This is a genomic window from Brevundimonas sp. 2YAF1 (genome assembly GCF_052114745.1).
In the GTDB taxonomy this organism is placed as follows: domain Bacteria; phylum Pseudomonadota; class Alphaproteobacteria; order Caulobacterales; family Caulobacteraceae; genus Brevundimonas.
Genome location: NZ_JBFRFI010000011.1, coordinates 43,896 through 67,673, shown reverse-complemented (window position 1 = coordinate 67,673; position 23,778 = coordinate 43,896). Strand labels below are relative to the sequence as shown.

The window sequence follows — 23,778 nt, the reverse complement described above, 5'->3', positions numbered from 1 at the left end:
GCCCGCCTCGTGCTGGCACGGGCGGTGGAGGGCTGGGCGGGGCGCCGGGCCTTCGCCCGGAGACAGATGAGTTTTACCGTTTCGACGAAGACCGATGCCCCGCGCGAAGAGTTGGACATGAGCTCGGGGCAGGCGCCGTTGTTTACGGCTACCCCCGGCGCCCATGACGGGCAGGCCGCGCGACGACGCGGTCCTGGAACGGTCCGAGTAACCCCCTCGACCCTGACCGGAACCTCTATGGCGGACGGGTCGAACGCCCCGTCGCTAGGCCCCAGCGGCGTCTTGTCTTGATGCTGTGGCCTATCGCGCTTGCGCGCTACTTGAGGCCACGGAACGACGGTAGAGGCGCTCGCCTCGTTCCACCGCCCGCTAAACATCCTGAACCGCCCGCCTGATCCATCGCCGCCTTCCGCTGGGTGCTCCCTTGCCCGGTGCGCGCGACGAGAGGCGAACGGTCCGACAAGACCCCCGTTCTCTCCGCTCCCGCCGCCGCTTCGGTTCGCCGGCCGAGCGAGCCCTCCCTTGCGACGGGACAGGGAAAGCATGGCGCAGGTTGGCGGTGAGGCGAGGTGATGGGGGCTGGCGTTGACGCGATCGCTTGCGGGGTCAGGGATTGGGCGGGGGGATTGTGATGGCTGCACCTTAATACCGCTCACCCCGGCGTCCGCCGGGGTGAGCGGGAATGGGGGGCGAGAGGGCGATGGCAGCGCCGCTGCGCGGCTGGCCTGAGAATGACGGAAGAAGGAATGGACTGGGCTTGAGACCCGGAGAGGACGCCGCCGACGCCGCTCATCTGAGCCTTCTCCCGCAAGGGGGGAAGGACGCATAGAAAAAGGGCGGGACCTTTCGATCCCGCCCTTCCTTGGTCTGCTTGAGAAGCAGGACTTCCTTAGAAGTCCATGCCGCCCATGCCGCCCATTCCACCCATGTCGGGGGCGCCGGCGCCGCCCTTCTTGGGGGCGTCAGCGATAGCGGCTTCCGTCGTGATCATGATGCCGGCGACCGAGGCGGCCGACTTCAGAGCCGAGCGGACGACCTTGGCCGGGTCGATCACGCCCATCTTGACGAGATCGCCGTACTCTTCGGTCTGGGCGTTGAAGCCGAACGAAGCGTCGTTCGAGTCCATGACCTTGCCGACCACGATCGAGCCTTCGACGCCCGAGTTCTCGGAGATCTGACGGATCGGAGCCTGCAGGGCGCGACGGACGATGGCGATGCCGGCGTTCTGATCGGCGTTGGCGCCCTTCAGATCGATCAGCTTCTTGGAGGCTTGCAGCAGGGCCACGCCGCCGCCCGGGACGATGCCTTCGTCAGCCGCCGCGCGGGTGGCGTTGAGGGCGTCGTCGACGCGGTCTTTCTTCTCTTTGACTTCGACTTCGGTCGAGCCGCCGACGCGCAGGACGGCGACGCCGCCAGCCAGCTTGGCCAGACGCTCTTGCAGCTTCTCTTTGTCGTAGTCCGAGGTGGTGTCCTCGATCTGACGCTTGATCTGCGAAACGCGGGCTTCGATGCCCTCTTTCTCACCGGCGCCTTCGACGATGGTGGTGTCGTCCTTGGTGATCGTGACCTTCTTGGCCTTGCCGAGCATGTCCAGGGTGACGGTCTCGAGCTTGATGCCGAGGTCTTCCGAGATGACCTGGCCGCCGGTCAGGATGGCGAGGTCTTCCAGCATGGCCTTGCGGCGGTCGCCGAAGCCCGGAGCCTTGACGGCGGCGACGCGCAGGCCGCCACGCAGCTTGTTGACCACCAGGGTGGCCAGGGCTTCGCCTTCGATGTCCTCGGCGATGATCAGCAGGGGACGACCCGACTGAACCACGGCTTCCAGCACCGGCAGCATGGGCTGCAGCGAGGTCAGCTTCTTCTCGTGGAGCAGGATGAGGGGCTCTTCGAGGGCGACCTCCATCTTGTCGGCGTTGGTGATGAAGTAGGGCGACAGGTAGCCGCGGTCGAACTGCATGCCTTCGACGATGTCGACGGTGGTTTCAGCCGTCTTGGCTTCTTCGACCGTGATGACGCCTTCGTTGCCGACCTTGGCCATGGCCAGGGCGATCAGCTCGCCGATTTCAGCGTCGCCGTTGGCCGAGATGGTGCCGACCTGGGCGATTTCCGAGTTGTTCGAGACCGGCTTGGAGATGGCCTTGACCTCGTCCAGGGCCACGGCGACGGCCTGGTCGATGCCGCGCTTCAGGTCCATCGGGTTCATGCCGGCGGCGACGGCTTTCAGGCCCTCTTGCACGATGGCTTGAGCCAGAACGGTGGCGGTGGTGGTGCCGTCGCCCGCGTTGTCGTTCGCCTTGGAGGCGACTTCGCGGATCATCTGGGCGCCCATGTTCTCGAAGGCGTCTTCCAGTTCGATCTCTTTGGCGACGGTGACGCCGTCCTTGGTCGAGCGCGGGGCGCCGAAGGACTTCTGGATCACGACGTTGCGGCCCTTGGGACCCAGGGTCACCTTGACGGCGTCAGCCAGGATGTTGACGCCGCGCAGCATCTTGTCGCGAGCGTCGGTGTTGAATTTTACGATTTTAGCGGCCATGCGGGCTGCTCCTATCTAGATGTTTTTACGAGAGAAACCGGAAACCCAGAGTGCTTACGAAAGCACGCCCAGGACGTCGGATTCCTTCATGATGATCAGGTCGTCGCCGTCGATCTTCACTTCCGTGCCCGACCACTTGCCGAACAGGATGCGGTCGCCGGCCTTCAGCTCCAGGGCGTTGACCTTGCCGGATTCATCGCGGACGCCGGGGCCGACGGAGACGACTTCGCCTTCCTGGGGCTTTTCCTTGGCGGTGTCGGGGATGATGATCCCGCCCTTGGTCTTGGATTCTTCTTCAACGCGCTTGACCAGCACGCGGTCGCCGAGAGGACGAAACGCCATCTGATGATCTCCCAATAGGTAATCGAGTTGTGCCCCGGAACCTGCGGCTTTGGCAGCCGCCCTCCCCGAGTGCTAACGCTACGGGAGGTAGGTCGAGGTCGATAGGCCGTCAAGGCCGAGGCTCGCCGAATTTTCGCCAAGATGACTGGGAGATGAACGGTACCCCTTGGGGGCGTTCAGCGGGACCTTTCTAAAAGGGAAGCCACGGATCAATCGGCTTTCGAAGGGAGCCCGCCATGAAGACCATTTCCAAGATCGGCGTCGGCGCCTTGGCCCTGACGATGTTGGCGACCACCCCCGCCGCCGCCCAGTCCTACCGCGACCGTAACCGCGACAACCCCGGCCGTGACGCCGTGCTGGGCGCCGTCGTCGGCGGCGTCGCCGGGGCCCTGATCGGTCAGGGCGACGGACGCTATGTCGCGGGCGGGGCCCTGGCCGGCGCGGCGCTGGGCGCTGTGGCCTCGAACCGGGGCGACGGCTGCGAATACTACCGCGGCGGCCGCTGCTACCGGAACCAGGGCCACTGGGAGCGGGATCACGGCGTCAACAGCCGCGATGGCTACGACTACAACCGCAACGGCCGTTATTATCGCGACGGCCGCTATTGGCGGAACCACGGCGAATGGCGCAGCAACCAGAACCGTCACGACCGCGACTATCGCTACGACCGTCGCTGGTAGAACAGAGCATCGGATGAACGAAGGCCCGGCGGCGACGCCGGGCCTTTTCCGTGTCCGGTCTCGGCGACCGCCGACGGTCAGGCCGGCTCGTGGGTCTAGGGCGCCGCTCGTCGCGCGGCGCCGATGAGGCCCAGATGGGTGACCCCGAACCCGTCGGGGGATTTGAGGCCGTAGCCCAGGGCGCGGTCGAAACCCAGGTGGGCCAGCCAGATCAGGGCGAGGGCGGTTGGCAGAGCGGCGTCCGTCAGCAGGCCCGCCGCCGCCAGCGCCAGGGGGCCGATCAGGCTGTGGGCCAGATTATAGGCCCAGGCGCCTCGGCGCGGTCCGGACAGATAGCCGAGGAACGACAGGTCGGGGGCCAGGAACAACAGTCCGAACAGCAGCCAGCCCTCGCCGAAGCGGGCGTAGGCCAGAACAGAAACGCCCAGCAGGGCGAGGCCTTCCAACCGTTGCCAGACGGGCGCGACGACCCTCATGCCAGCAACCGCGTCAGCAGGGCCGCCGTCGATGGATCGAGGTCGACCGAAGGGGCGCCAGCCGCCACGTCCTTCAGCACCGCCTTGGCCAGGACCTTGCCCAGTTCGACGCCCCACTGGTCGAAGCTGTTGATGTCCCAGAGCACGCCCTCGACGAAGGTCTTGTGCTCATAGAGGGCGATCAGGGCGCCAAGGGTCTGCGGCGTCAGGCGGTCCATGAGGATGGCGGTCGAGGGGCGGTTGCCGGGGAAGGCCTTGTGCGGGGCCAGACGGTCGGCCTCAGCCGGCGACGCGCCCGAACCGATCAGTTCGGCATGGACCTGGGCCTCGGTCTTGCCCTGCATCAGGGCCTGACCCTGGGCCAGGGCGTTGGCCCACAGCGGGCTTTCCGAGGCCTCGCCCTGAGTGTGGGCGACGATGACGAACTCGGCCGGGACCACCTGGGGCCCCTGATGGATCTGCTGGAAGAAGGCGTGCTGGCCGTTGGTGCCGGGCTCACCGAACACCACGGGGCAGGTCTGGCGGCCGACCGGCGAGCCGTCGCGGCGGACCCGCTTGCCGTTCGACTCCATCTCCAGCTGCTGCAGGAAGGCCGGCAGACGACGCAGGGCGTGGGCGTAGGGGGCGACGGTGCGCGCGGGCCGGTGCAGGCCGTCGACGTTGTAGATCTGGGCCAGGGCCAGCAGCACCGGGGCGTTGGCCTCCAGCGGCGCTTCGAGGAAATGTCGATCCAGTTCTGCGGCGCCGTCGAGGAAGCCCTGAAACACCTCCCAGCCCAGGCCGATGATGCAGCTGAGGCTAACCGCCGACCACAGGGAGTAACGTCCGCCGACCCAGTCCCGGAACGCAAAGGTCCGCCCGCAGCCGAAGGCGGCGGCCTTCTCGGGCGCGGCGGTGACGCCGATGAAATGCCGGTCCATGCCGTCGGCGGGCAGGGCGGCGGCCAGCCACGCTCGGGCGACTTCGGCGTTGGTCAGGGTCTCCAGGGTGGTGAAGGTCTTGGACACGACGACGACCAGGGTCGAGGCCGGGTCCAGCCCGGTCAGGGCCTCGGCCATGTCGTGCGGGTCGACATTGGCGACGAAGCGAACGTCGATGGCCGGGTCGAGCGGACGCAGGGCGTCCCAGATGAGGCGCGGACCCAGGTCTGAGCCGCCGATGCCGATGTGCACCACGGCCTCGAACGGCCGGCCTGTCGCCCCGGTCTCGAGGCTGGCCCGGACGGCGTGGGCGTAGTCGCGCATCTGGTCGCGCACGGCGTCCACCTCGGCCGAGACGGCTTCGCCCAGAGCATGAAAATCGGCCCGCGGCGCGGCGCGCAGGGCCGGATGCAGGACGGCGCGGCCCTCGGTGGTGTTGACGGCCTCGCCGCCGAACAGGGCGGCGCGGCGCCCCTCGACATCGGCGGCGCGGGCCAGGTCCAGGGCGGTCTCGAATCCGGCGCGGGTCCAGCTCTGTTTCGACAGGTCCAGATGAAGCCCGGCGGCGTCGACGCTCATCCGGGCCAGCCGCTCGGGATCGGCGGTGAACTGTGCGTCGATGCGGGCGTCGGCGTCGCGGCGCGCGACGGCTTCCAGTTCGGTCCAGGCGGAGACGGTGAGGGCGGCGTGAGGCATGGTCGTCTCCCAAAGCGGCGATCTGCAAGCCCTCGTTTACGGCTCAGGCGTATGAGGGTCCAATCGAATGCGCACGGCAAGGCCTTCAACAAGCGTTTCCCGCGCGATCTGAAAAGGAAGCGCCATGTCCTGTGGTCTCGCCCTCGCCGCCGCCCTGATGCTCAGCGACCCGTCCGTGGCCGCCGCCGCCGCCGTGCCGCCCGTCGCCGCCGACGCGCCCGTCTCGGTGGCGCATGAGCCCCTGTTCGCCGATCTGGTCGCGCGTTCGGGGTCGCTGAAATCCATCGTCGACGGCTGGATCGCCTCGGGCGCGGCCGACGCCCACGGCTTCCTGAGCGGCGCCGCCTTCACCGGCTTCAAGACCCAGGCGACGGAGCTGGCCGCCCGAGACCTGCAGGGCCATCTGGTGCTGAAGGAACGCGGCACGGACAACGACCTGAAATGCATCCTGCGCGGTATTTCCGAGGACATGCCCAAGAAGGTCGCCGCCGTCGAAGCCGCCGCCAACGCCGCCGAACGCAAGGCCGCGCTGGAAGACCTGGCCTATCTGCTCAACGACAACGTCGAGGTCATCACCTCGCCGCCCAAGCCAGCCGTCTGAAGGACGGCGGGCTTGGGCTTTCTTTTTTGGGGGCCTACCGCGCTTCGCGCTACTTGAGGCGCATTCTTGAGTGGGCCTACCGCCCGTTGGGCTACTTGAGGCCCGCGCCCAATTATCGTCATCCCGGCCGCAGCGAAGCGGAGAGCCGGGACCGCCCAGAACGCCGCGCTTGCAGCGGTCCCGGATAGCGGCTGCGCCGCTTCCGGGATGACGGGAACGGTTAGCGCTTCTCTGTCCCCAGAGCGTCGATGATGACGCCTTCGGTCAGCAACTGCGGCAGGATGCGGGGCTCGGGGCGGTCGGGCGTATAGAGCAGATACAGCGGCACGCCCGAACGGCCGTGGCGCTCCAGCTCGGCCGTGATGGCGTCGTCACGGCGGGTCCAGTCGCCGACCAGATAGATGGCGTCATGGGATTTCAGCGCCTCGGCCGTCCTGGCCGAGGACAGGGCCGCGCCCTCGTTGATCTTGCAGGTCACGCACCAGTCGGCGGTGAAGTTGACCAGTACCGGACGGCCCTCGGCCAGCGCCGCCTGCACGGCGTCGGACGACCAGGGCTGCGACGGCAGACGGGTTGAGGCGGCGGCGCCGCCGGTCGAGGCGAGCGCGGCGCGGCCCGCCATCACGCCCAGGCCGAGGGCCGCGATCAGCGACAGGGCGGCGGCGATCCCGGCGACGCGGCCCCCGCCCCCGGCGGCTTGCGCCCGCCCGAACAGCCAGAGCGCCAGGGCCAGCATCAGGCCGGCGCCGAACAGCAGAGCGAGCGCGTCGGCGGTCTGGCGGCCATAGACCCAGGCCAGCCACAGGGCGGCGCCGTACATGGGGAAGGCCAGCAGGTTCCTGAGCGTCTCCATCCACGGACCGGGACGCGGCAGGCGCGCCAGAAGGCCGGGGCTGAGGCTGATCAGCAGATAGGGCAGGGCCAGGCCGAGGCCCAGCATGAGGAAGACCGCCAGGGCCATGGGCCAGGGCATCAGCAGGGCGGCGCCCAGGGCGAAGGCCATGAAGGGGGCGGTGCAGGGGGCGGCCACCACCACGGCCAGAACCCCGGTGAAGAAGGCGCCGAGCGCGCCGGGCAGACGCGCCAGCGGGCCGTGGCCGGCGCCCTGCAGTCCCGCGCCGATATGGAAGACGCCCGACAGGTTCAACGCCACGGCCAGCATCAGCAGGGCCAGAGCCGCGACCACGCCCGGCGACTGCAGCTGGAAGCCCCAGCCCAGGGCCTGACCGCCGGCGCGTAGGGCCAGCAGCGCCCCCGCCAGGATCAGGAAGGTCGCCAGCACCCCGGCCAGGAAGGCCAGACCGTCGCGCCGCGCCTCACCCGGATGATGCGCCGAGCGGGTCAGGGCGGCGGCCTTCATCGCCAGAATGGGGAAGACGCAGGGCATGAGGTTGAGGATCAGCCCGCCGATCAGGGCGAACAGGGCGGCCTGGCCGAAGGCGCTCAGGCTGACAGGAGCCTTGGCGATCGTCTCGCCACTGGCCAGGGCGCCGTCGCCGGTCGTACCGGCCAGGGCGGGGCCGGGGGTCGCATAAATCTCCCAGGCGCCGAGATCGGTGGCCAGGACGCCCGCGACCGGACCCTTCAGGCCCTCGGCGGTCTGGCCGCGCCCGGCGGCGACGGACAGGGTCAGGCCGTCGGGGCCGCGCTGGCCGGTCTGGACGGCGGCGTGGTCGATGACCCCGCCCTCGAAGGGGAAGAAATAGGCCCATTTCGGCGTCGCGCCGGCCAGCGGCCCGCCGGTCGCCGTCAGGGTCAGCTGGCCGTCCGCGAAGGCGGCGCGGGCGTCGATCCCGGCCGGGCGCGGGGCGTTCTCGACGACGGTCTGGATCTCCCGGCCCCAGCGCGGGTCGAGCGGGGCGGCGCCGTCCTGCACCCGCAGGTCCAGAGCCAGGTCGAGGTCTTCGGGCACGCACATCTGGTCGCTGCAGACGAAGAAATGCGCCGTCGTCTTCAGCCGCAGGACCTGGCCCGGCCGGGCGTCGGCGGGGATGTCGATCGGGACCGGCAGGACGACGGCGTCGGAATAGCCGTAGTTCATCAAGGTCTTGAGCCGCTGACGCTCGGGCAGGGGCCAGACGATGTCGCCCGCCTTGACCCCGGGCGGCAGGATCCAGTCCAGGGTGGTCGGGCCGCCGGAATCGCCGGGATTGCGCCAATAGGTGTGCCAGCCGGGTTGGATCTGCTGGCGCACGGCGACCACGGCGGTCGAGCCGGGCGCGGCCCAGGCGCTCATGGGGACCAGTTCGGCCTCGATCCGCTCGGTGCGCTGCGGGCCGGTCGAGGGCGAGGCGGCGCCCGCTTTCAACGCCTGATCCATCGCCAGGTCTTGGGCGGACGGCGTGGCGGACGCCGAGGCGGCGAAGGTCAGCCAGACGAGGAGGGCGGCGAGAAGACGCAAAGGGGCGGCACCGGGCGATGGAGGACGTGGCCGGACCTTAGCCGCCGCGCGCCTCTACAGCCACCTGTCGCGACTCCAGGCCGCATCGGCGTCGGGTCTAGCGTCGAGGCCGGGCCTCGATCAGCACCTCGGTGCGGCGGCGCAGCGGATCGTTGACACCGTTGACCATGGCTCCGTCGGCGCCGCCCGCGGCGACTTCGAAGGCGGGCGCGGGCAGACCTGCGCCGGCCAGGGCCTCGGCCACCGAACGGGCGCGGCGTTCGGACAGAGACTGGTTCGCCGCGGCCGTGCCGCTGCGGGCGTCGGCGAGCCCGAGCACCTGAACCCGGGTGACGTCGCAGCCCTGAAGCTGGGTCGCGGTCAAGCCGATGGCCTGGCGGGCGGCCGCGGTCAGCCGCGCCTGATCCTGATCGAAATAGACTTCGAACCGCTTGGCGGCGCAGGCGGCGGTGTCGCTGACCAGATCGCTGCGTTTCTGGTACGCGCCGGGCGGGGCGCAACTCGCTGCCAGCGCCAGCGTCAGGCCGCCGACGACGGCGACCGGGAGGATCGATTTCATGCGCAGCCCCAACAAACGCCCAGCCCCGGGCGCGACATTATAGAACCTGGAAGCGGAAAGGGCGGCCCGCGCAAACGGACCGCCCCTTGAACCTGACCCGAAAATCGTCCGGGCGCCAGTCGCCTAGTAGCGACGCTGGCCGTTCTCCCAGTAGCACTCGTTCTGGCGATTATCGTAGCAGTAGTAATAACGGCCCTGATTGTCGCGATAGCGCTGCTGGTTCCTTCGGTCCTGGTTGGAGCCGCGGATGACGCCGGCGGCGCCGCCGGCGAGAGCGCCGATGGCCGCGCCGGTGGCTGCGTTGCCGCCCCCGACGTTGTTGCCGATGATGGCGCCGGCCACCGCGCCGATGCCCGCGCCGATGGCGCCCTGACGCACGGCCTCGTTGTTGCCGCCGCCGTAATACGGTTCACTGGCGCAGGCGGTGACCAGAAGGCCGGCGCCGGCGATGGCGATGATCGCCTTGTTCATGGATCTGTCCTTCATCCCAAGGGGGCTCCCCTGAAGCACACAGAACGCGGGGAAAAGGCGGCGGTTCCGGGGCGACCCGCCCCAAGCTTCACATTATTTAGTCCAAGCGTCGCCGTTCAGCGGAACCGGGGCGTGAAACGAGGCGTTCGCCGGTCATGACCGACCTCCCCGTCGAACCAGGCGCGCCCGCCGCCGCGCCCTCGCCGCGTTCTCTGACGCCGCACGTCGCCTTCCGGCGGGTGACCATTCTGGTCAATCCCCTGTCCGGCGGGGTCGGCCCCCAGGCCGCTGCAGAGGTTGAAGCCATCCTGCGCGACTATGAATGCGAGCCGACGGTGACGACGCTGGAGGGCGCGCGCATCCAGGATCAGATCGGCGAGGCCCTGGAGGCGAAGCCCGACGTCCTGTTCGTCCTCGCCGGCGACGGCACGGCGCGGTCGGTCGCGGCGCGCGCCGGGGCCAAGGGACCGCTGGTCGCCCCCCTGCCCGGCGGGACGATGAACATGCTGCCCAAGGCGCTTTACGGCACGGCCGACTGGAAGCTGGCCCTGCGTCTGGCGCTGGAGGAAGGCGCGCCCCAGGCCGTGTCGGGGGGGATGGTCGAGGGCGAGGCCTTCTATTGCGCGGCCATCCTGGGCTCGCCCGCCCTGTGGGCGCCGGCGCGCGAGGCGATGCGGACCGGCAAGCTGAAACTGGCCTGGATGTACGGACGGCGGGCGCTGAAGCGGGCCTTCACCGGCCGTATCCGCTTCAGCCTGGACGGCGGCGTCAAGCGGCGCGCCGAGGCCCTGGTGCTGATCAGTCCGATGATCTCCAAGGCCATGGACGAGCCGGTGGGGCTGGAGGCGGCGGCGATGAACACCTCCGACGCGGGCGAAGCCTTCCGGCTGGCGGCCCATGCCCTGTTCGACGACTGGCGGCACGACCCCAATGTGACGACCCAGCCGGCGCGCTGGATTGGGGTGTCGGCCCGGTCGAAGATTCCGGCGGTGATCGACGGCGAGCCCATGCTGCTGGGGCGCGAGGCGACCGTGACCTTCCTGCCGCGCGCCTTCATGGCTCTGGCGCCGCGCCTTCCCGCGGCGGAGGACGGCGTTTGACGGGGCGGGTGATCCAGTTCTCGGACGTGCATTTCGGCTGCGAACACGTCCACGCCGTCGCCGCCGCGCTGGATTACGCCCATGCCGTGCCGCACGACCTGGTGCTGATCACCGGCGACATCACCCAGCAGGGCCTGCCCAGGGAATTCGCGGCGGCGGGCGCGTGGATCCGCGCCATGCCCCAGCCGGTCTTCGTCACCGTCGGCAATCACGACGTGCCCTACTGGGACGTGATGGCGCGGCTGTTCTGGCCGTGGCGGGCGTTCGAGGCGGCGACCGGCCACCCGGCCCATGACCATGAGTTCAAACGCGACAATCTGATGGTGCGCGGCGTAACCACGGCGCGCGGCTGGCAGGCGCGGCCCAACTGGTCCAAGGGCGTCATCGACCTGGACCAGACCCGACGCGCGGCCGAGGCCCTGCGCAACGCGCCGATCGGGGCGCTGCGCATTCTGGCCTGCCATCACCCGCTGATCGAGATGATCGGCGCGCCCATGACCGGCGAGGTCAAGCGCGGCGACAAGGCGGCCCTGATCTTCGCCGAGGCGGGGGTGGACCTGATCGCCACGGGCCATGTGCATGTGCCCTTCGCCCTGGGCATCGACCTGTCGGACCGCTGCTCCTACGCCATCGGTTGCGGGACCCTGTCCCATCGCGAGCGGGGGGCGCCGCCCAGCTTCAACCGGATCGAATGGGACCCGCGCGAGATCGTGGCGACGGCGGTGGTGTGGACCGGCAAGCGGTTCGAGGATCACCAGACCTGGCGACTGCCGCGACGCCAGGACACGCGGCGCGCCGAGACGGCCCCCGACCCCATGACGCCGGGCGAGAAGGAGGCCGCCGTCACCTGACGCCGCCTGCGCAACCGCGAAACCATGAAAAAAGGGCCTCGGCGATCCGCCGGGCCCTTCTTTCGGTGCAGCCTCAGGGCCGCGTCAGATTCGCGGACCGCGCCCGCGCATCCCGCCGACGACCAGCGAGACCACGAACAGGATGACGGCGATGATGGCGACGAACTTGGCGATCTCGAACGACATGCCCGAGATTCCGCCGAAGCCGAGAACGGCGGCGACCAGGGCGATGATGAAGAAGATGATGGCCCAGCGAAGCATGGAAAATCCTCCGGAACGTGGTTGACGGGAGCGAAGCCGTCGACCCCTCCCGTCGACCGTTCCGCCTGCTTCAACAACGCTCCGAAGGCTTGACCGTTCCGAGATTTAACGCCGACGTGTGCGGCTTTTCTCGGTGAAGGCCGCCGCGACCATGGTGGCCAGGGCGGGATTGCGCAGGAAGATCCATCCGCCGGCCAGGGCCGCCGCCGCGCCCAGGATCGGACGCTGCTGGAACAGGTGGAAGGCGCGCATGCCCAGACCTTCCGGCTCGTAGTCCTCTTCCTCGTCCTCGCCGTGCGCGCGGCGCACGAAGATCAGGGCGACGATCAGGGCGATGACGGCGAAGACGGCCGAGGTGATCGCCGCCGCAGCCAAAGGCACGACGACGAGCGCCAGCAGGTAATAGGCCGTGGCGCCCAGGGCGACCATGGCCACGAAGGCCGCGCCGGCCGCGACGAAGGTCGCGACCGCGCGGTTGATGAGCCCCCGCCCGATCATCAGCGGCGACGACCGGCGAGCAGCAGGCCGAGCACGACGCCGACGCCGAGGGCGATGGCGGTCGACTGCACCGGACGTTCCTGCACGCGTTCGATGACGTAGCGCTGGGCTTCCTCGAAGCGCTCGGCGGCGTCGTCGTAATACTCGCGGCCGCGCACCCGGGCGTCGTCGTAATAGCCGCGCGCCTTGTCACGCAGCTCGTCGCCCTGCTCGCGCAGACGGGCTTCGGCCTCGGCGGCCTTTTCCTTGAGGCGCTGGGTTTCCTCGCGCGCCCCGGTCTTGAGATCCTCCTTGAGGGTCTTCAGATCGTTCTTGATGTCTTCCCGAGCCTTGGTCGTGGCCATGATGCGCGCTCCGCTTCTGTGTAAGCTTGACGGTTAAATAGAGAACCCCTGGCCCGAACGCCACACCGGGGGCCAAGGTTCCCGCAATGCAGCAAGCCTTGGCCTGTCGCGCAAGCCGCCTTCTGGCGTCGTTCCAACCGCCGTTCTAGAAAGAACGTCATGACCCAATGGCTGTTCCCCCCCGCTCCGACCCCGTCCCTGCCCATCGTCGGCGACGCGCGCCGCTTCCCCGTCCGCCGCATCCTGTGCGTCGGCCAGAACTACGCCGCCCACGCCCGCGAAATGGGGGCCGATCCGAACAAGCCTGCCCCCTTCTTCTTCGCCAAGCCGGCCGACGCCCTGGTCGTGGACGGGGTCGATCCGACCTATCCGTCGGCGACGGCGAACCTGCACCATGAGGTCGAACTGGTCGTCGCCGTCGGCGAGGGCGGAACCGTCGCGGGCTGGGCCGTCGGCGTCGATCTGACGCGGCGCGACCTGCAGGCCGAAGCGAAAGCCAAGGGGCGGCCGTGGGAGGCGGGCAAGGCCTTCGACCAGTCGGCCCCGTGCGGCGCGCTGACGCTGGGCGCCCTGCCCGACGCGGACGCGGTGATCGCGCTCAAGGTCAACGGCGAGACGCGCCAGTCGGGGCGTCTGTCGGACATGATCTGGGACCCGGCGGGGATTCTGGCCAAGGCCAATGAGCTGTGGAGCCTGCAGCCCGGCGACCTGATCTTCACCGGCACGCCCGAGGGCGTCGGGCCTCTGGTTCCCGGCGACCGGGTCGAGGCGAGCATCGACGGTCTGGCCCCGCTCGCCTTCACGGTACAGCCATGATCCTGCACGGCTATTGGCGCTCGGGCACCAGCTACCGCACCCGCATCGCGCTTAATCTGAAAGGTCTGGCCTATCAGACGGCGCCGGTCGATCTGCGGGCTGGGGCGCAGAGGTCGGAGGCCTATCGCGCGCTCAACCCTCAGGGTCTGGTTCCCGCGCTGGAAGTCGACGGCCTGGTCCTGACCCAGAGCCCGGCCATTGTGGAGTGGCTGGAGGAGACCTGTCCGACGCCGCCGCTGCTGCCCTCAAACGCCGCCGACCGCGCCTGCGTGCGCGCCATGGCGGCGCTGATCGGCTGCGACGTCCATCCGCTGAACAATCTGCGGGTGCTGAAGGCGGTGAAGGATCTCGGCGCCGATCAGGCGGGGGTGGACGCCTGGGCCAGGCGCTGGATCGTCGAGGGTTTCCACGCGTTGGAGGCCCAGGTGGTGCGCCACGGCGAGGGCTGGTGCTTCGGCGGGGGCCCGACGCTGGCCGACTGCTACCTGATTCCGCAGATTTATTCGGCCCGGCGGTTCAACGTCGATCTGACGGCGTTTCCGCGTCTGCTGGAGATCGAAATGCGGGCCGACCTGCATCCGGCCTTCATTGCGGCGCATCCGGACAATCAACCAGACGGGCAACCAGACGGGCAACCGGACGCGGATTAAGCCTGTTCGTTCACCAACGGCATTGATTTCGGTCAATCTCCCTTAAGCTTTGGCGCTGAATATCGGCGTCGTGAGATTCGCCGTCCCGCCCTCTCCAGCCGACCGGCTCGCCATCGCTGTGGTGACTGAGCCCGAACGGTCCCGCCCGCTGCCGCCCGGCCAGCGGGAGGACGCCATGCGTCATCTGCTGCAAACGGCGGGCGATGCGGGCGTCGGCGTGGTCGCGACCCGGCCCGAGGGCGACGTCGAACGGCTGCTGGGCCAGGCCTGGCCCTTCCCTTCGCCCTTCCGCGTCACCGCGCGCACCGTGCCCCTGGCCGACGGTCTGGACCGGGTCGAGGCTCGCGCCCGCCGCTCGCTGGAACGCATGGGTCTGCCGCGCGGCGACGCCGTCCTGGTGCAGAACGCGTCCGATCTGGCCGGGGCCGAGGGCCGCGCCCTGTGGGCCCGCCTGACGGCGCTGAAGGAACGCGGCATCTTCCGCAAGATCGGCTTCGTCGCCACGGTCGAGGACGGCCCGGCCCTGATCGCGCGGCGCTTCCAGCCCGACGTGGTGCAGGTCGCCTGCAACATCCTGGACCAGCGCGCCGCGCGCGGCGGGGTGATCGAGGCTCTGGCCGCGCAAGGGGTCGAGGTGCATCTGGCCTCGGTCTTCGCCCAGGGCCTGTTGTTCGCCAACCGCGAAAGCCTGCCGCCCGAGCTGGCCGCGCACGGCATGGCCCTGTCGCGCACGCGTCGGCGTCTGGCCGAGGCGCGCGTCGATCCGATGCAGGCGGCCCTGGCCTATGCGCTGAACCTGCCCGGCGTGGCCTCGGTGATCGCCAGCGTGGCCTCGGCGGCCGAACTGCGCGCCATCGTCGCCGCTTCGCACGCGGACAAGCCCGACATCGACTGGGACGCCCTGGCGCTGGACGAAGCCCCCGCCGCCGTCGCCTCCCGCGCCCGCCTGTACGTCAGCAACGCCGCCTGATCCACAGGCGCGAGGGGTTTGCGCCCCGCCCTGTGCATGACCGCCGCCGATCCCGCTTGAGGCCGCTGCCCCGATCCGTCACCCTGACGGACAATGAACGCGCCCCTCGCCCATCCCCCGCAAGCCGATCTGAAGTCTGATTCCGGCACGACCCCGGTCATGGCGCAATTCCTGGCGGCCAAGGCGGGCCAGCCGGACGCCATCCTCTTCTTCCGCATGGGCGACTTCTACGAGCTCTTCTTCGAGGACGCGGTGAAGGCGGCGGCGGCGCTGGGCATCACCCTGACCAAGCGCGGCAAGCATCAGGGCGAGGACATCCCCATGGCCGGGGTGCCGGTCCATGCGCTGGACGGCTATCTGGCGCGGCTGATCCGCATGGGCTTCAAGGTCGCCATCTGCGAGCAACTGGAGAACCCCGCCGAGGCCAAGAAGCGCGGTCACAAGGCGGTGGTCCACCGCGGCGTGGTGCGGGTGGTGACGCCCGGCACCCTGACCGAAGACGCGTTGCTGGACGCGCGCGGGGCCAACCGGCTGGCGGCGGTGGCGGTGCGAAAAGGAAGAGCCGCCGTGGCGGTGGTCGAGCTGTCGGCGGGCGCCGTGGACTCGGTGGCCTGCGACCTGAGCGATCTGGGCGCGGCGCTGGCGGCCTTCCGCCCGTCGGAAGTGCTGGTGCCCGACCGGCTGTTTTCGGACGAGGCGCTGAAGGGGGCGCTGGACGGCTCCGGCGGCGTGGTTCAGGCCATGCCGCAGGCCCTCGCCGAGCCCGTGGGCGCCCGCGACCGGGTGCAGCGGCTATATGGCGTTTCGGCGCTGGACGGCTTCGGCGCCTTCGAGGAGGCCGAGGTTTCGGCGCTGGGCCTGATCGCCGCCTATCTGGAGACCACCCAGGCCGGCAAGATTCCGGCCCTGGCCCCGCCGCGTCGCTCGGGCGAGAGCGGCTTTCTGGCCATCGACCCGGCCACCCGCCTCAGCCTCGAAATCGACCGCACCCAGCGCGGCGAGCGCGACGGCAGCCTGCTGCACTCGATTGACCGCAGCGTCACCTCCGGCGGGGCGCGGGCGTTGGCCGAGCGGGTGTCCCGGCCCTTGCGCGATCCGGCGGCGATCAACGCCGGTCTGGACGCGGTGGAGTGGCTGCTGGAGCGGCGCGATCTGCGGCGCGATCTGCGCGACGGGCTGCGCGCGTCGGCCGACGTGGCGCGGGCGACCTCGCGGCTGGCGCTGGGACGCGGAGGACCGCGCGATCTGGCGGCGATCCGTTCGGGGCTGACGACGGCGCAGGGACTGGCCGGCCTGTTCGCCGCCGCCGCGCGCGACCCGCTGGCGGGGCCGCCGGCGCGGGTTCTGGCCTGTCTCGACCGGCTGACGCTGGACGCCGAGCTGTCGCATCTGCTGGCCGATCTGATCGAGGGTCTGATCGAGGAGCCGCCGCATCTGGCGCGCGACGGCGGCTATGTGAACCCCGGCCACCGGCCCGAATTGGACGCCGCCCGCACCCTGCGCGACGACAGCCGTCGCGTGGTCGCCGATCTGGAGGCGCGCGCCGTGGCCGAGAGCGGCGTGGCCTTCAAGGTGCGCCACAACGCCGTGCTGGGCTATTTCCTCGAAGCCTCCGCCAAGGCGGCCGAGGGCCTGCTGCGGGCAGGTCCCGACAGCCCCTTCATCCACCGTCAGACCCTGGCCAATCAGGTCCGCTTCACCACGGTCGAACTGTCGGAACTGGACGCCAGGATCAGCCAGGCCGGGCATCGCGCCCTGGCCATGGAGGGCGAGACCTTCGAAAACTGGCGGCGCGAGGTGGCGCGGCTGGCCGCTCTGTTGCAGGGCGTGGCCGAGGCCCTGGCCGAACTGGACGCCCACGCGGCCCTGGCCGAATGGGCCGAGGAGGTCGGCGCCGTGCGCCCCGTGGTCGACGACAGTCTGTGCTTCGACGTCGAGGCCGGGCGCCACCCGGTGGTCGAGGCGGCGGTGACGGCGCAGGGCGATCCCTATACCCCGAACAACTGCCGACTGGCCGGCGACGGCGCCGGGGCCTCGCGCCTGTCGATCGTCACCGGGCCGAACATGGCCGGTAAGTCGACCTTCCTGCGCCAGAACGCCCTGCTGGTGGTGCTGGCTCAGGCCGGGGCCTTTGTCCCCGCGCGGGCCATGCGGCTGGGCGTGGTGGACCGGCTGTTCAGCCGCGTCGGGGCCGGCGACGATCTGGCGCGCGGCCGCTCGACCTTCATGATGGAGATGGTCGAGACCGCCGCCATCCTGACCCAGGCTACGGATCGCAGCTTCGTCGTGCTGGACGAGATCGGGCGCGGCACGGCCACCTACGACGGTCTGGCCATCGCCTGGGCGACGGCCGAGGCCCTGCACGAGACCAACCGCGCCCGCACCCTGTTCGCCACCCATTATCACGAGCTGGCGCGGCTGGAGGAGCGGCTGGACCACGTCTGCAACCTGTCGATGAAGGCGCGCGAGTGGAACGGCGATCTGGTCTTCCTGCACGAGGCGGCGCCCGGCGCGGCGGACCGCTCCTACGGGGTGCAGGTGGCCAAGCTGGCCGGGGTGCCGACCGCCGTCGTCGGCCGCGCCCGCGAGGTGCTGGAGCGGCTGGAGAGCGAGAAGGCGGCGACGGCGCGTCTGGACGACCTGCCCCTGTTCGCCGCCGTGGCCGAGCCGCCGCCCACCCCCATCAGCTCGGCGCTGGACCAGGCGGTGGCCGGCATCGACCCCGATGAGCTGACCCCGCGCGAGGCGCTGGAAGCGTTGTATCGGCTGAAGGGTCTGGCGAAGACTTAAAAGCCCGCTCATCCCGGCGGACGCCGGGACCCAGTGAGAGCCCCATTCTCGACGGTGTGAATTGGCGGACCTCGCGCGTGAAGCCAAAGGACTGGATCCCGGCGTCCGCCGGGATGAGCGGAAGAAGGGGAGCGTGTTATGACTCGTGACGTGAGCCCATCGCCCCCTCTCGATCCGCGCCTCGTCGGCGCCGCCGCGGCGCCCGATGCGCGCGCTGCCGTCACCGATCTTCTGCGCGAAAGCTTCGCCGTAGATCGCGCCCGCGTCGCCCGGCGGCTGGAGGGCGGCGTCGACGGGGCCGAGGCGGCGCGCCTCTATGCGGCGGCGGCGGACGCCATGCTGACCAGCCTGTGGCGGCTCGCGACCGAGATCCTGCATCCGTCGCCCAAGGAGCGGCTCGCCCTTCTGGCGGTCGGCGGCTACGGCCGGGGGGTGCTGGCGCCCTTTTCCGACCTCGACCTGTTGTTCCTGCGGCCCGGTCAGACGACCAGCGCCCGCGCCGGGGCGGTGATCGCCTTCGTCCATTACGTCCTCTGGGATCTCGGGTTGAAGGTCGGTTCGGCCTCGCGCTCGGTCGGCGAGACCATGGATCTGGCCCGCAGCGACATGACGGTGCGCACGACCCTGCTGGAGGCCCGCGTTCTGGCCGGCGACAGCGCCCTGGGCGAAGGTCTGCTGAAGCGGTTTCGCGCCGAGGTGGCCCGCGCCGATCCTCGTCCCTTCATCGCCGCCAAGATGGAGGAGCGCGACGTCCGCCTGCAGAAGACCGGGGCGGTGCGCTATCGCGTCGAGCCCAACGTCAAGGACGGCAAGGGCGGGCTTCGCGACCTGAACACCCTGTTCTGGATCGCCCGGTCGCTGGCGCCGGACAGCGAGCAGGGGCAGGCGGCGCTGGAAGGTCTGCTGACCGCGCGCGAGCGGCGCGCCTTCCGCGAGGCGATCGGCTTTCTGTGGCGGGTGCGCATTCATCTGCATCTGGCGGCGGGGCGGGCGGAGGAAAAGCTGACCTTCGACTTCCAGCCCGAGATCGCGCGCCGCATGGGCTGGCGCGGGCGCGGCGACGAACTGGCGGTCGAGCGCTTCATGCGCCGCTATTTCCAGGTGGCGCGCGAGGTCGGGGCCCTGACCCGCGCCGTCTCAGCCCAGCTGGAGGCCCGCCAGCAGAAGAAGGCGCAAGGCCTGGCGCGCGGTCTGTCCCGGTTGATCCCGCGCCGCCGGGCGAAACTGGCGTTCGAGGGGCTGGCCATCGAGGGCGGGCGTCTGACGGTGACGGGGGGGGGCGTCTTCGCCCATGACCCGGTGCGGCTGCTGCTGCTGTTCGTCGAGGCCGACCGGCTGGATCTGGACCTGCACCCCGACGCCTTCGCCGCCGTGATCCGCGCCCTGTCGCTGGTGACGCCGGCGCTGCGGCGCGACCCGCGCGCGGCCGAGGCTTTGCTGACGGTGCTGGCCCATGGTCAGCGGCCTTATCGCGTCTTGTCGATCATGAACGAGACGGGCCTCTTGGGCCGCTTCCTGCCTGAATGGGGGCGGATCGTCGGCCAGACCCAGTTCAACATGTATCACGCCTATACGGTCGACGAGCACACCCTGCAGGCCGTGGGCGTCATCAACGACATCGCGCGCGGCAAGCTGGAGGCCGACCACCCGACCTCGACCGCCATCATCCACCGCATCGCCGACATCGAGGTGCTGATGCTGGCCATGCTGCTGCATGACGTCGGCAAGGGCGGCGACCGGGGGCAGCTGGAGGACGGCGCCATCGCCGCGCGCCGAGCCTGCGAGCGGCTGGGCGTCGACCCGCGCCGGATCGAACTGGTGGTCTGGCTAGTGCGCCATCACCTGCTGATGAGCGACTATGCGCAAAAGCGCGACGTGTCGGACCCCTCGACGGTGCGCGCCTTCGCCGAGGCGGTGGGCGACCCCGAGCGTCTGCGGATGCTGATGGTGCTGACCGTGGCGGATATCCGCGCCGTGGGGCCGGGCGTGTGGAACGGCTGGAAGGGTCAGTTGATGCGGGCGCTGTTCGAGGCGACCGAGGCCCTGTTCCGGGGCGACGCCGTGACGCGCGAAAACCCGCTGGCCGATCACCCCGCCCTGGTCGAACGGGCGCGGCGCGAGGGGGCGGCGGTGGAGGCCCTGGCCGCCGAGGGGCCGCTGGAATCGACGGCGCGGGTGGCGGTGGCGGCGTGGGACCGGCCCGGCCTGTTCGCCGACCTGGCCGCGACACTGGCCCTGGCCGGGGCCGACGTGGTGGGCGCGCGCCTGGCCACGGCCGAGGACGGCACGGCGCTGGACGTGTTCGAGATTCAGGACGGCGCGGGCGAGCCCTATGGCCAGCGCGAGCCGCGACGGCTGGCCATTCTGGTCAAGGCGCTGGTGCGGGCGGCGCAGAAGGGGGCGCGGGCCTCGGCCGTCGAGACGCCGCGCGTCAGCGCCCGTCGCGCCGTCTTCGAGGTGCGCCCGGTGGTGTGGATCGACGTCGAGGCAGGAACTAGCGCCGTGGTGGTCGAGGTCTCGGGCGCCGACCGGCCCGGCCTGCTGGCCGACCTGGCGCGGACGATCTCGGCGCACGGCTATTCGACCCGCTCGGCCCACGTGGCCAGCTTCGGCGAGCGGGCGGTGGACGGCTTCTACATCACCGACGCGGATGGCGGTAAGCCGACCGACGGGGCGCGGCTGGCGGCGTTGAAGACGGCGCTGATCGCGGTTCTGGATCGGGCGCCGCAGGGCCCGGCGGGACGACGCATCGTTCCGGTGCGGGCCAGCGTGCGCGACGTCTCCGATCTGGAAGGCGAGGTCGGGCGCAAACCCGTATCCAGCGGGCCGCGAGCGCGCTAAGTCGGTAGCGACGACAGCGAGAACTCCGTGACCGACAAGACCGATCCGTTCGAACCCGCGGCCTCCGTGCCGAGCGCGACGGCCACCGTCGAGCCCATTGTCCAGCCGCCCGCCGCCTCGACGACGCTGGACGGCGATGCGCCCAAAGGCATGGGCAAGGGGGGCGGCGTCATGCGCTCCTCAGCCATCTTCAGCGCCATGACCATGCTGAGCCGCCTGGCCGGCTTCGCCCGCGACGTGGTGATCTCGGCGGCCCTGGGGGCCTCGGCGGGACCGGCGGCCGACGCCTACAACACCGCCCTGAACTTCCCCAATCTGTTCCGCCGCATCTTCGCCGAAGGGGCCTTCGCCGCCGCCTTCGTGCCGGCCTACGCCAAGACGCTGAAGACCGAGGGCGAGGCCGTGGCCGATCAGGTCGCCACCGACGCCCTGGCCGCTGTCGCCGCCGTCACCGTGGTCCTGACCATTATCGCCCAATTGACGATGCCGTGGCTGATGACGGTCATCAACATCGGCTTCCTTGACGATCCGGCGCGGTTCAAGCTGGCGGTGATCCTGACCCAGATCACCATGCCTTACCTGCCCTGCATGGCGATCGCCGCCCTGCTCAGCGGCGTGCTGAACGCGCGCGGGCGCTTCATCGTCTCGGGCGCCTATCCCATCCTGCTGAACCTGATCATGCTGGCCGCCGTCATCCCGGCCAAGGGCGACCAGGTCGGCGCCGCCTACGCCGCCTCCTGGGGCGTGGCCGTGGCCGGCGTGGCCCAGGCGGGCCTGTGCTGGTGGGCGGCGAGGAAGGCCGGGGCCAATATCCGCCTGACCATGCCCAGGCTGACGCCGGCGGTGAAGGCTATCATCATCACCGCCGTCCCCGCCGCCATCGGCAATAGCGCGACCCAGATCAACGTTTTCATCTCGGGCAACCTGTCCAGCTTCGTCGCCGGGGGGCGGACCTGGCTGGCCACGGCGGACCGGCTGTACCAGCTGCCGCTGGGCCTGGTCGGGGTAGCCATCGGCATCGCCCTCTTGCCGCGTCTGTCCTCGGCGGTGGCGTCCAAGGATCACGTCCAGCAGCAGGCCTCGATGGACGAGGCCCTGGCCCTGTCCATGGCCCTGACCCTGCCGGCGGCGGCGGCCCTGATGGCCATGCCCTATTTCCTGATCGACGCTCTGTTCACGCGCGGCGCCTTCCTGCAGGTCGACGCCGTCAACACCGCTCAGGCCCTGTTCCAGTTCGGCTGGGGCGTGCCGGCCTTCGTGCTGATCCGCATCCTGGCCCCGGCCTTCTTCGCGCGCGGCGACACGCGCCGGCCCATGGTCTTCGCCCTGGTCTCGGTGGCGGTGAACGCGGCCCTGGCCATCGCCCTGTTCAATCTGGGCATGGGCATAGCCGGGATCGCGGCGGCGGTCAGCGCGGCGGCCTGGACCAACGCCCTGCTGCTGGGCGCGACCCTGTGGCGGCGCGGGCATTACCGGCCCAGCCCGGAGGCCGCGTCGCGGCTGGTCCGCATTGGCCTGGCCAGCGCCGGTCTGGGCTTGGTGGTCGGCGTCGCCTCCTGGGCGCGGCCCATGCTTCAGGCCCCGGTCGCCGATCTTCTGGCCCTGCTGGGAACCTCGCACGGCGCGAAGGAGATCACCCTGGCCCTGGTGGTGGCGGCGGGCGGGCTGACCTATGTCGTCCTGGCCTTCGCCACGCGCGCGGTCACGGTCGCCGAGGTCAAGGGGCTGCTGCGCGGAGGGCGGTAAGCTTGCCCTTGCCTGCCTGAAACGATAAGCGCGAGGGCATGGCTCTTTCGGGACATCCTCTCGCCGCTCGGCGATGGCGCGGCTGACTGTTCACCGCCTGACCCCGCACGTCCGCGCGTGCGCCGATATCCAGCCTATTTGAGTCCCGAGAAATATTCCCATGACTGACCAGACCCCCGTTTCTGACGTTCTGGCCCCCGTCGCCCCGGCTTACGCAGGTCCGCGTCGCATCCTGTCCGGCATCCAGGCCTCCGGCGCCCTGCACCTGGGCAACTACCTGGGCGCGCTGAAGCGCTTCACCGAGTTGCAGGACACGGGCGCGCCCCTGTTCGTCTTCGTCGCCGACATGCACGCCATCACCGTCTGGCAGGAGCCCGAGAAGCTGGCGGCCCAGACGCGCGAGATCGCGGCGGCCTATCTGGCCTCGGGCCTGGACCCGGCCAAGGCTGTCATCTTCCCGCAGTCGGCGGTGCCGGCTCACGCCGAGCTGGCCTGGATCTTCAACTGCGTCGCCCGCCTCGGCTGGCTGGACCGGATGACCCAGTTCAAGGAGAAGTCGGGCAAGCACAAGGAGCGCTCCAGCGTCGGCCTCTACACCTATCCGGTGCTGCAGGCGGCGGACATCCTGCTCTACAAGGCGACCGAGGTGCCGGTCGGCGAGGACCAGAAACAGCATCTGGAGCTGACCCGCGACATCGCCGCCAAGTTCAACAACGACTTCGGCGTGCCCGGCTTCTTCCCCCAGCCGGAACCCCTGATCCAGGGACCGGGCACGCGGGTCATGAGCCTGCGCGACGGTTCGGCCAAGATGAGCAAGTCCGATCCGTCGGACCTGTCGCGCATCAACCTGACCGACGACGCCGACACCATCGCCGCCAAGATCAAGAAGGCCAAGACCGACATGGAGCCGCTGCCGGAAACGGTCGAGGGTCTGGACGGCCGGGCCGAGGCCAAGAACCTTGTGGCCATCTACGCCGCCCTGTCGGACACCACGCGCGAGGCCGTTCTGGCCGAGTTCGGCGGTCAGGGCTTCGGCTCCTTCAAGCCCAAGCTGGCCGAGCTGGCCCTCACCTCGATGGCCCCGGTCACCGCCGAGATGCGCCGCCTGATGGCCGACCCCGCCGAGATCGACCGCGCCCTGGCCGTCGGCGCCGAGCGCGCCCGCGAGGTCGCTCAGCCGGTCGTGGACGAGGTCAAGAAGATCGTCGGCTTCTGGCAGGGCTGACCAGCCT

21 protein-coding genes are annotated in these 23,778 nt (G+C 70.2%); 11 read left to right on the top strand and 10 right to left on the bottom strand.

All coding sequences use genetic code 11. The annotated features are described in order from the left end of the window. Positions 1–889: 889 nt before the first annotated feature. The gene (gene groL / locus AB4Y68_RS13660; RefSeq protein WP_441456304.1) at positions 890–2,533 is read right to left on the bottom strand and encodes a chaperonin GroEL; all 1,644 of its coding nucleotides are present in this window, start codon (positions 2,531–2,533) and stop codon (positions 890–892) included. A gap of 54 nt (positions 2,534–2,587) precedes the next feature. Then, positions 2,588–2,875, bottom strand: a complete 288-nt coding sequence (groES, locus tag AB4Y68_RS13655; RefSeq protein WP_008259448.1) for a co-chaperone GroES — start codon at positions 2,873–2,875, stop codon at positions 2,588–2,590. A gap of 236 nt (positions 2,876–3,111) precedes the next feature. Between groES and AB4Y68_RS13650 the strand changes: the two genes are divergently transcribed. Beyond that, the gene (locus AB4Y68_RS13650) at positions 3,112–3,555 is read left to right on the top strand and encodes a hypothetical protein (protein WP_441456303.1); all 444 of its coding nucleotides are present in this window, start codon (positions 3,112–3,114) and stop codon (positions 3,553–3,555) included. Positions 3,556–3,650: 95 nt separating this feature from the next. On the opposite strand, the gene AB4Y68_RS13645 is transcribed toward AB4Y68_RS13650, so the two are convergent. Continuing rightward, positions 3,651–4,031 (bottom strand): DUF4260 family protein, encoded by a 381-nt coding sequence (locus tag AB4Y68_RS13645; RefSeq protein WP_441456302.1) that lies wholly within the window; start codon positions 4,029–4,031, stop codon positions 3,651–3,653. Beyond that, a complete protein-coding gene (gene pgi, locus AB4Y68_RS13640; protein WP_441456301.1) occupies positions 4,028–5,647 on the bottom strand; it encodes a glucose-6-phosphate isomerase in 1,620 nt (539 codons plus the stop codon). The genes AB4Y68_RS13645 and pgi overlap by 4 nt, the downstream gene beginning before the upstream one ends. Before the next feature lie 124 nt (positions 5,648–5,771). Here pgi and AB4Y68_RS13635 point away from each other — a divergent pair, with 124 nt between their 5' ends. Beyond that, positions 5,772–6,248, top strand: coding sequence for a hypothetical protein (locus AB4Y68_RS13635; protein ID WP_441456300.1), 477 nt, complete (start codon positions 5,772–5,774; stop codon positions 6,246–6,248). A 220-nt stretch (positions 6,249–6,468) separates the two neighbouring features. On the opposite strand, the gene AB4Y68_RS13630 is transcribed toward AB4Y68_RS13635, so the two are convergent. From AB4Y68_RS13630 to AB4Y68_RS13620, 3 genes are all read right to left on the bottom strand, one after another. After that, a complete protein-coding gene (locus tag AB4Y68_RS13630) occupies positions 6,469–8,649 on the bottom strand; it encodes a protein-disulfide reductase DsbD family protein (protein ID WP_441456299.1) in 2,181 nt (726 codons plus the stop codon). A 97-nt stretch (positions 8,650–8,746) separates the two neighbouring features. Beyond that, positions 8,747–9,208 (bottom strand): OmpA family protein, encoded by a 462-nt coding sequence (locus AB4Y68_RS13625; protein ID WP_441456298.1) that lies wholly within the window; start codon positions 9,206–9,208, stop codon positions 8,747–8,749. Positions 9,209–9,331: 123 nt separating this feature from the next. Next, positions 9,332–9,679, bottom strand: a complete 348-nt coding sequence (locus AB4Y68_RS13620; RefSeq protein ID WP_441456297.1) for a YMGG-like glycine zipper-containing protein — start codon at positions 9,677–9,679, stop codon at positions 9,332–9,334. Positions 9,680–9,834: 155 nt separating this feature from the next. Here AB4Y68_RS13620 and AB4Y68_RS13615 point away from each other — a divergent pair, with 155 nt between their 5' ends. Together AB4Y68_RS13615 and AB4Y68_RS13610 are read left to right on the top strand one after the other, a co-directional pair. Beyond that, positions 9,835–10,779, top strand: coding sequence for a diacylglycerol/lipid kinase family protein (locus tag AB4Y68_RS13615; RefSeq protein ID WP_441456296.1), 945 nt, complete (start codon positions 9,835–9,837; stop codon positions 10,777–10,779). Further along, entirely contained in the window at positions 10,776–11,630 is an 855-nt protein-coding gene (locus AB4Y68_RS13610) for a metallophosphoesterase family protein (RefSeq protein WP_441456295.1), read from the top strand. Before AB4Y68_RS13615 ends, AB4Y68_RS13610 begins: the two co-directional genes overlap by 4 nt. Before the next feature lie 84 nt (positions 11,631–11,714). Here the strand turns inward: AB4Y68_RS13610 and AB4Y68_RS13605 are convergent, their stop codons facing one another. The 3 genes from AB4Y68_RS13605 to AB4Y68_RS13595 form a co-directional block, all read right to left on the bottom strand. Then, positions 11,715–11,891 carry a DUF1328 domain-containing protein gene (locus AB4Y68_RS13605; protein WP_300201173.1) on the bottom strand — a complete coding sequence of 59 codons (177 nt, stop codon included), beginning with the start codon at positions 11,889–11,891 and terminating at the stop codon, positions 11,715–11,717. Between the two features lie 105 nt (positions 11,892–11,996). Continuing rightward, positions 11,997–12,389: a hypothetical protein gene (locus AB4Y68_RS13600; protein ID WP_441456294.1), complete on the bottom strand. Its 393-nt coding sequence runs from the start codon at positions 12,387–12,389 to the stop codon at positions 11,997–11,999. Then, entirely contained in the window at positions 12,389–12,733 is a 345-nt protein-coding gene (locus AB4Y68_RS13595) for a glycine zipper domain-containing protein (protein WP_441456293.1), read from the bottom strand. Before AB4Y68_RS13595 ends, AB4Y68_RS13600 begins: the two co-directional genes overlap by 1 nt. Before the next feature lie 159 nt (positions 12,734–12,892). Between AB4Y68_RS13595 and AB4Y68_RS13590 the strand changes: the two genes are divergently transcribed. The 7 genes from AB4Y68_RS13590 (at position 12,893) to trpS (ending at position 23,771) form a co-directional block, all read left to right on the top strand. After that, a complete protein-coding gene (locus AB4Y68_RS13590; RefSeq protein WP_441456292.1) occupies positions 12,893–13,549 on the top strand; it encodes a fumarylacetoacetate hydrolase family protein in 657 nt (218 codons plus the stop codon). Then, the gene (gene maiA, locus AB4Y68_RS13585; protein ID WP_441456291.1) at positions 13,546–14,199 is read left to right on the top strand and encodes a maleylacetoacetate isomerase; all 654 of its coding nucleotides are present in this window, start codon (positions 13,546–13,548) and stop codon (positions 14,197–14,199) included. Before AB4Y68_RS13590 ends, maiA begins: the two co-directional genes overlap by 4 nt. A 70-nt stretch (positions 14,200–14,269) precedes the next feature. Beyond that, on the top strand, positions 14,270–15,169 hold the full coding sequence (locus AB4Y68_RS13580) for an aldo/keto reductase (protein ID WP_441456290.1): 900 nt from the start codon (positions 14,270–14,272) through the stop codon (positions 15,167–15,169). A 93-nt stretch (positions 15,170–15,262) separates the two neighbouring features. Beyond that, positions 15,263–17,959, top strand: coding sequence for a DNA mismatch repair protein MutS (mutS, locus tag AB4Y68_RS13575; protein ID WP_441456289.1), 2,697 nt, complete (start codon positions 15,263–15,265; stop codon positions 17,957–17,959). Positions 17,960–18,109: 150 nt separating this feature from the next. Further along, the gene (gene glnD, locus AB4Y68_RS13570) at positions 18,110–20,800 is read left to right on the top strand and encodes a [protein-PII] uridylyltransferase (protein WP_441456288.1); all 2,691 of its coding nucleotides are present in this window, start codon (positions 18,110–18,112) and stop codon (positions 20,798–20,800) included. A 27-nt stretch (positions 20,801–20,827) separates the two neighbouring features. Beyond that, positions 20,828–22,546, top strand: coding sequence for a murein biosynthesis integral membrane protein MurJ (gene murJ / locus AB4Y68_RS13565; protein ID WP_441456287.1), 1,719 nt, complete (start codon positions 20,828–20,830; stop codon positions 22,544–22,546). A 160-nt stretch (positions 22,547–22,706) separates the two neighbouring features. Then, positions 22,707–23,771 carry a tryptophan--tRNA ligase gene (gene trpS / locus AB4Y68_RS13560; protein ID WP_441456286.1) on the top strand — a complete coding sequence of 355 codons (1,065 nt, stop codon included), beginning with the start codon at positions 22,707–22,709 and terminating at the stop codon, positions 23,769–23,771. Positions 23,772–23,778 lie beyond the last annotated feature (7 nt).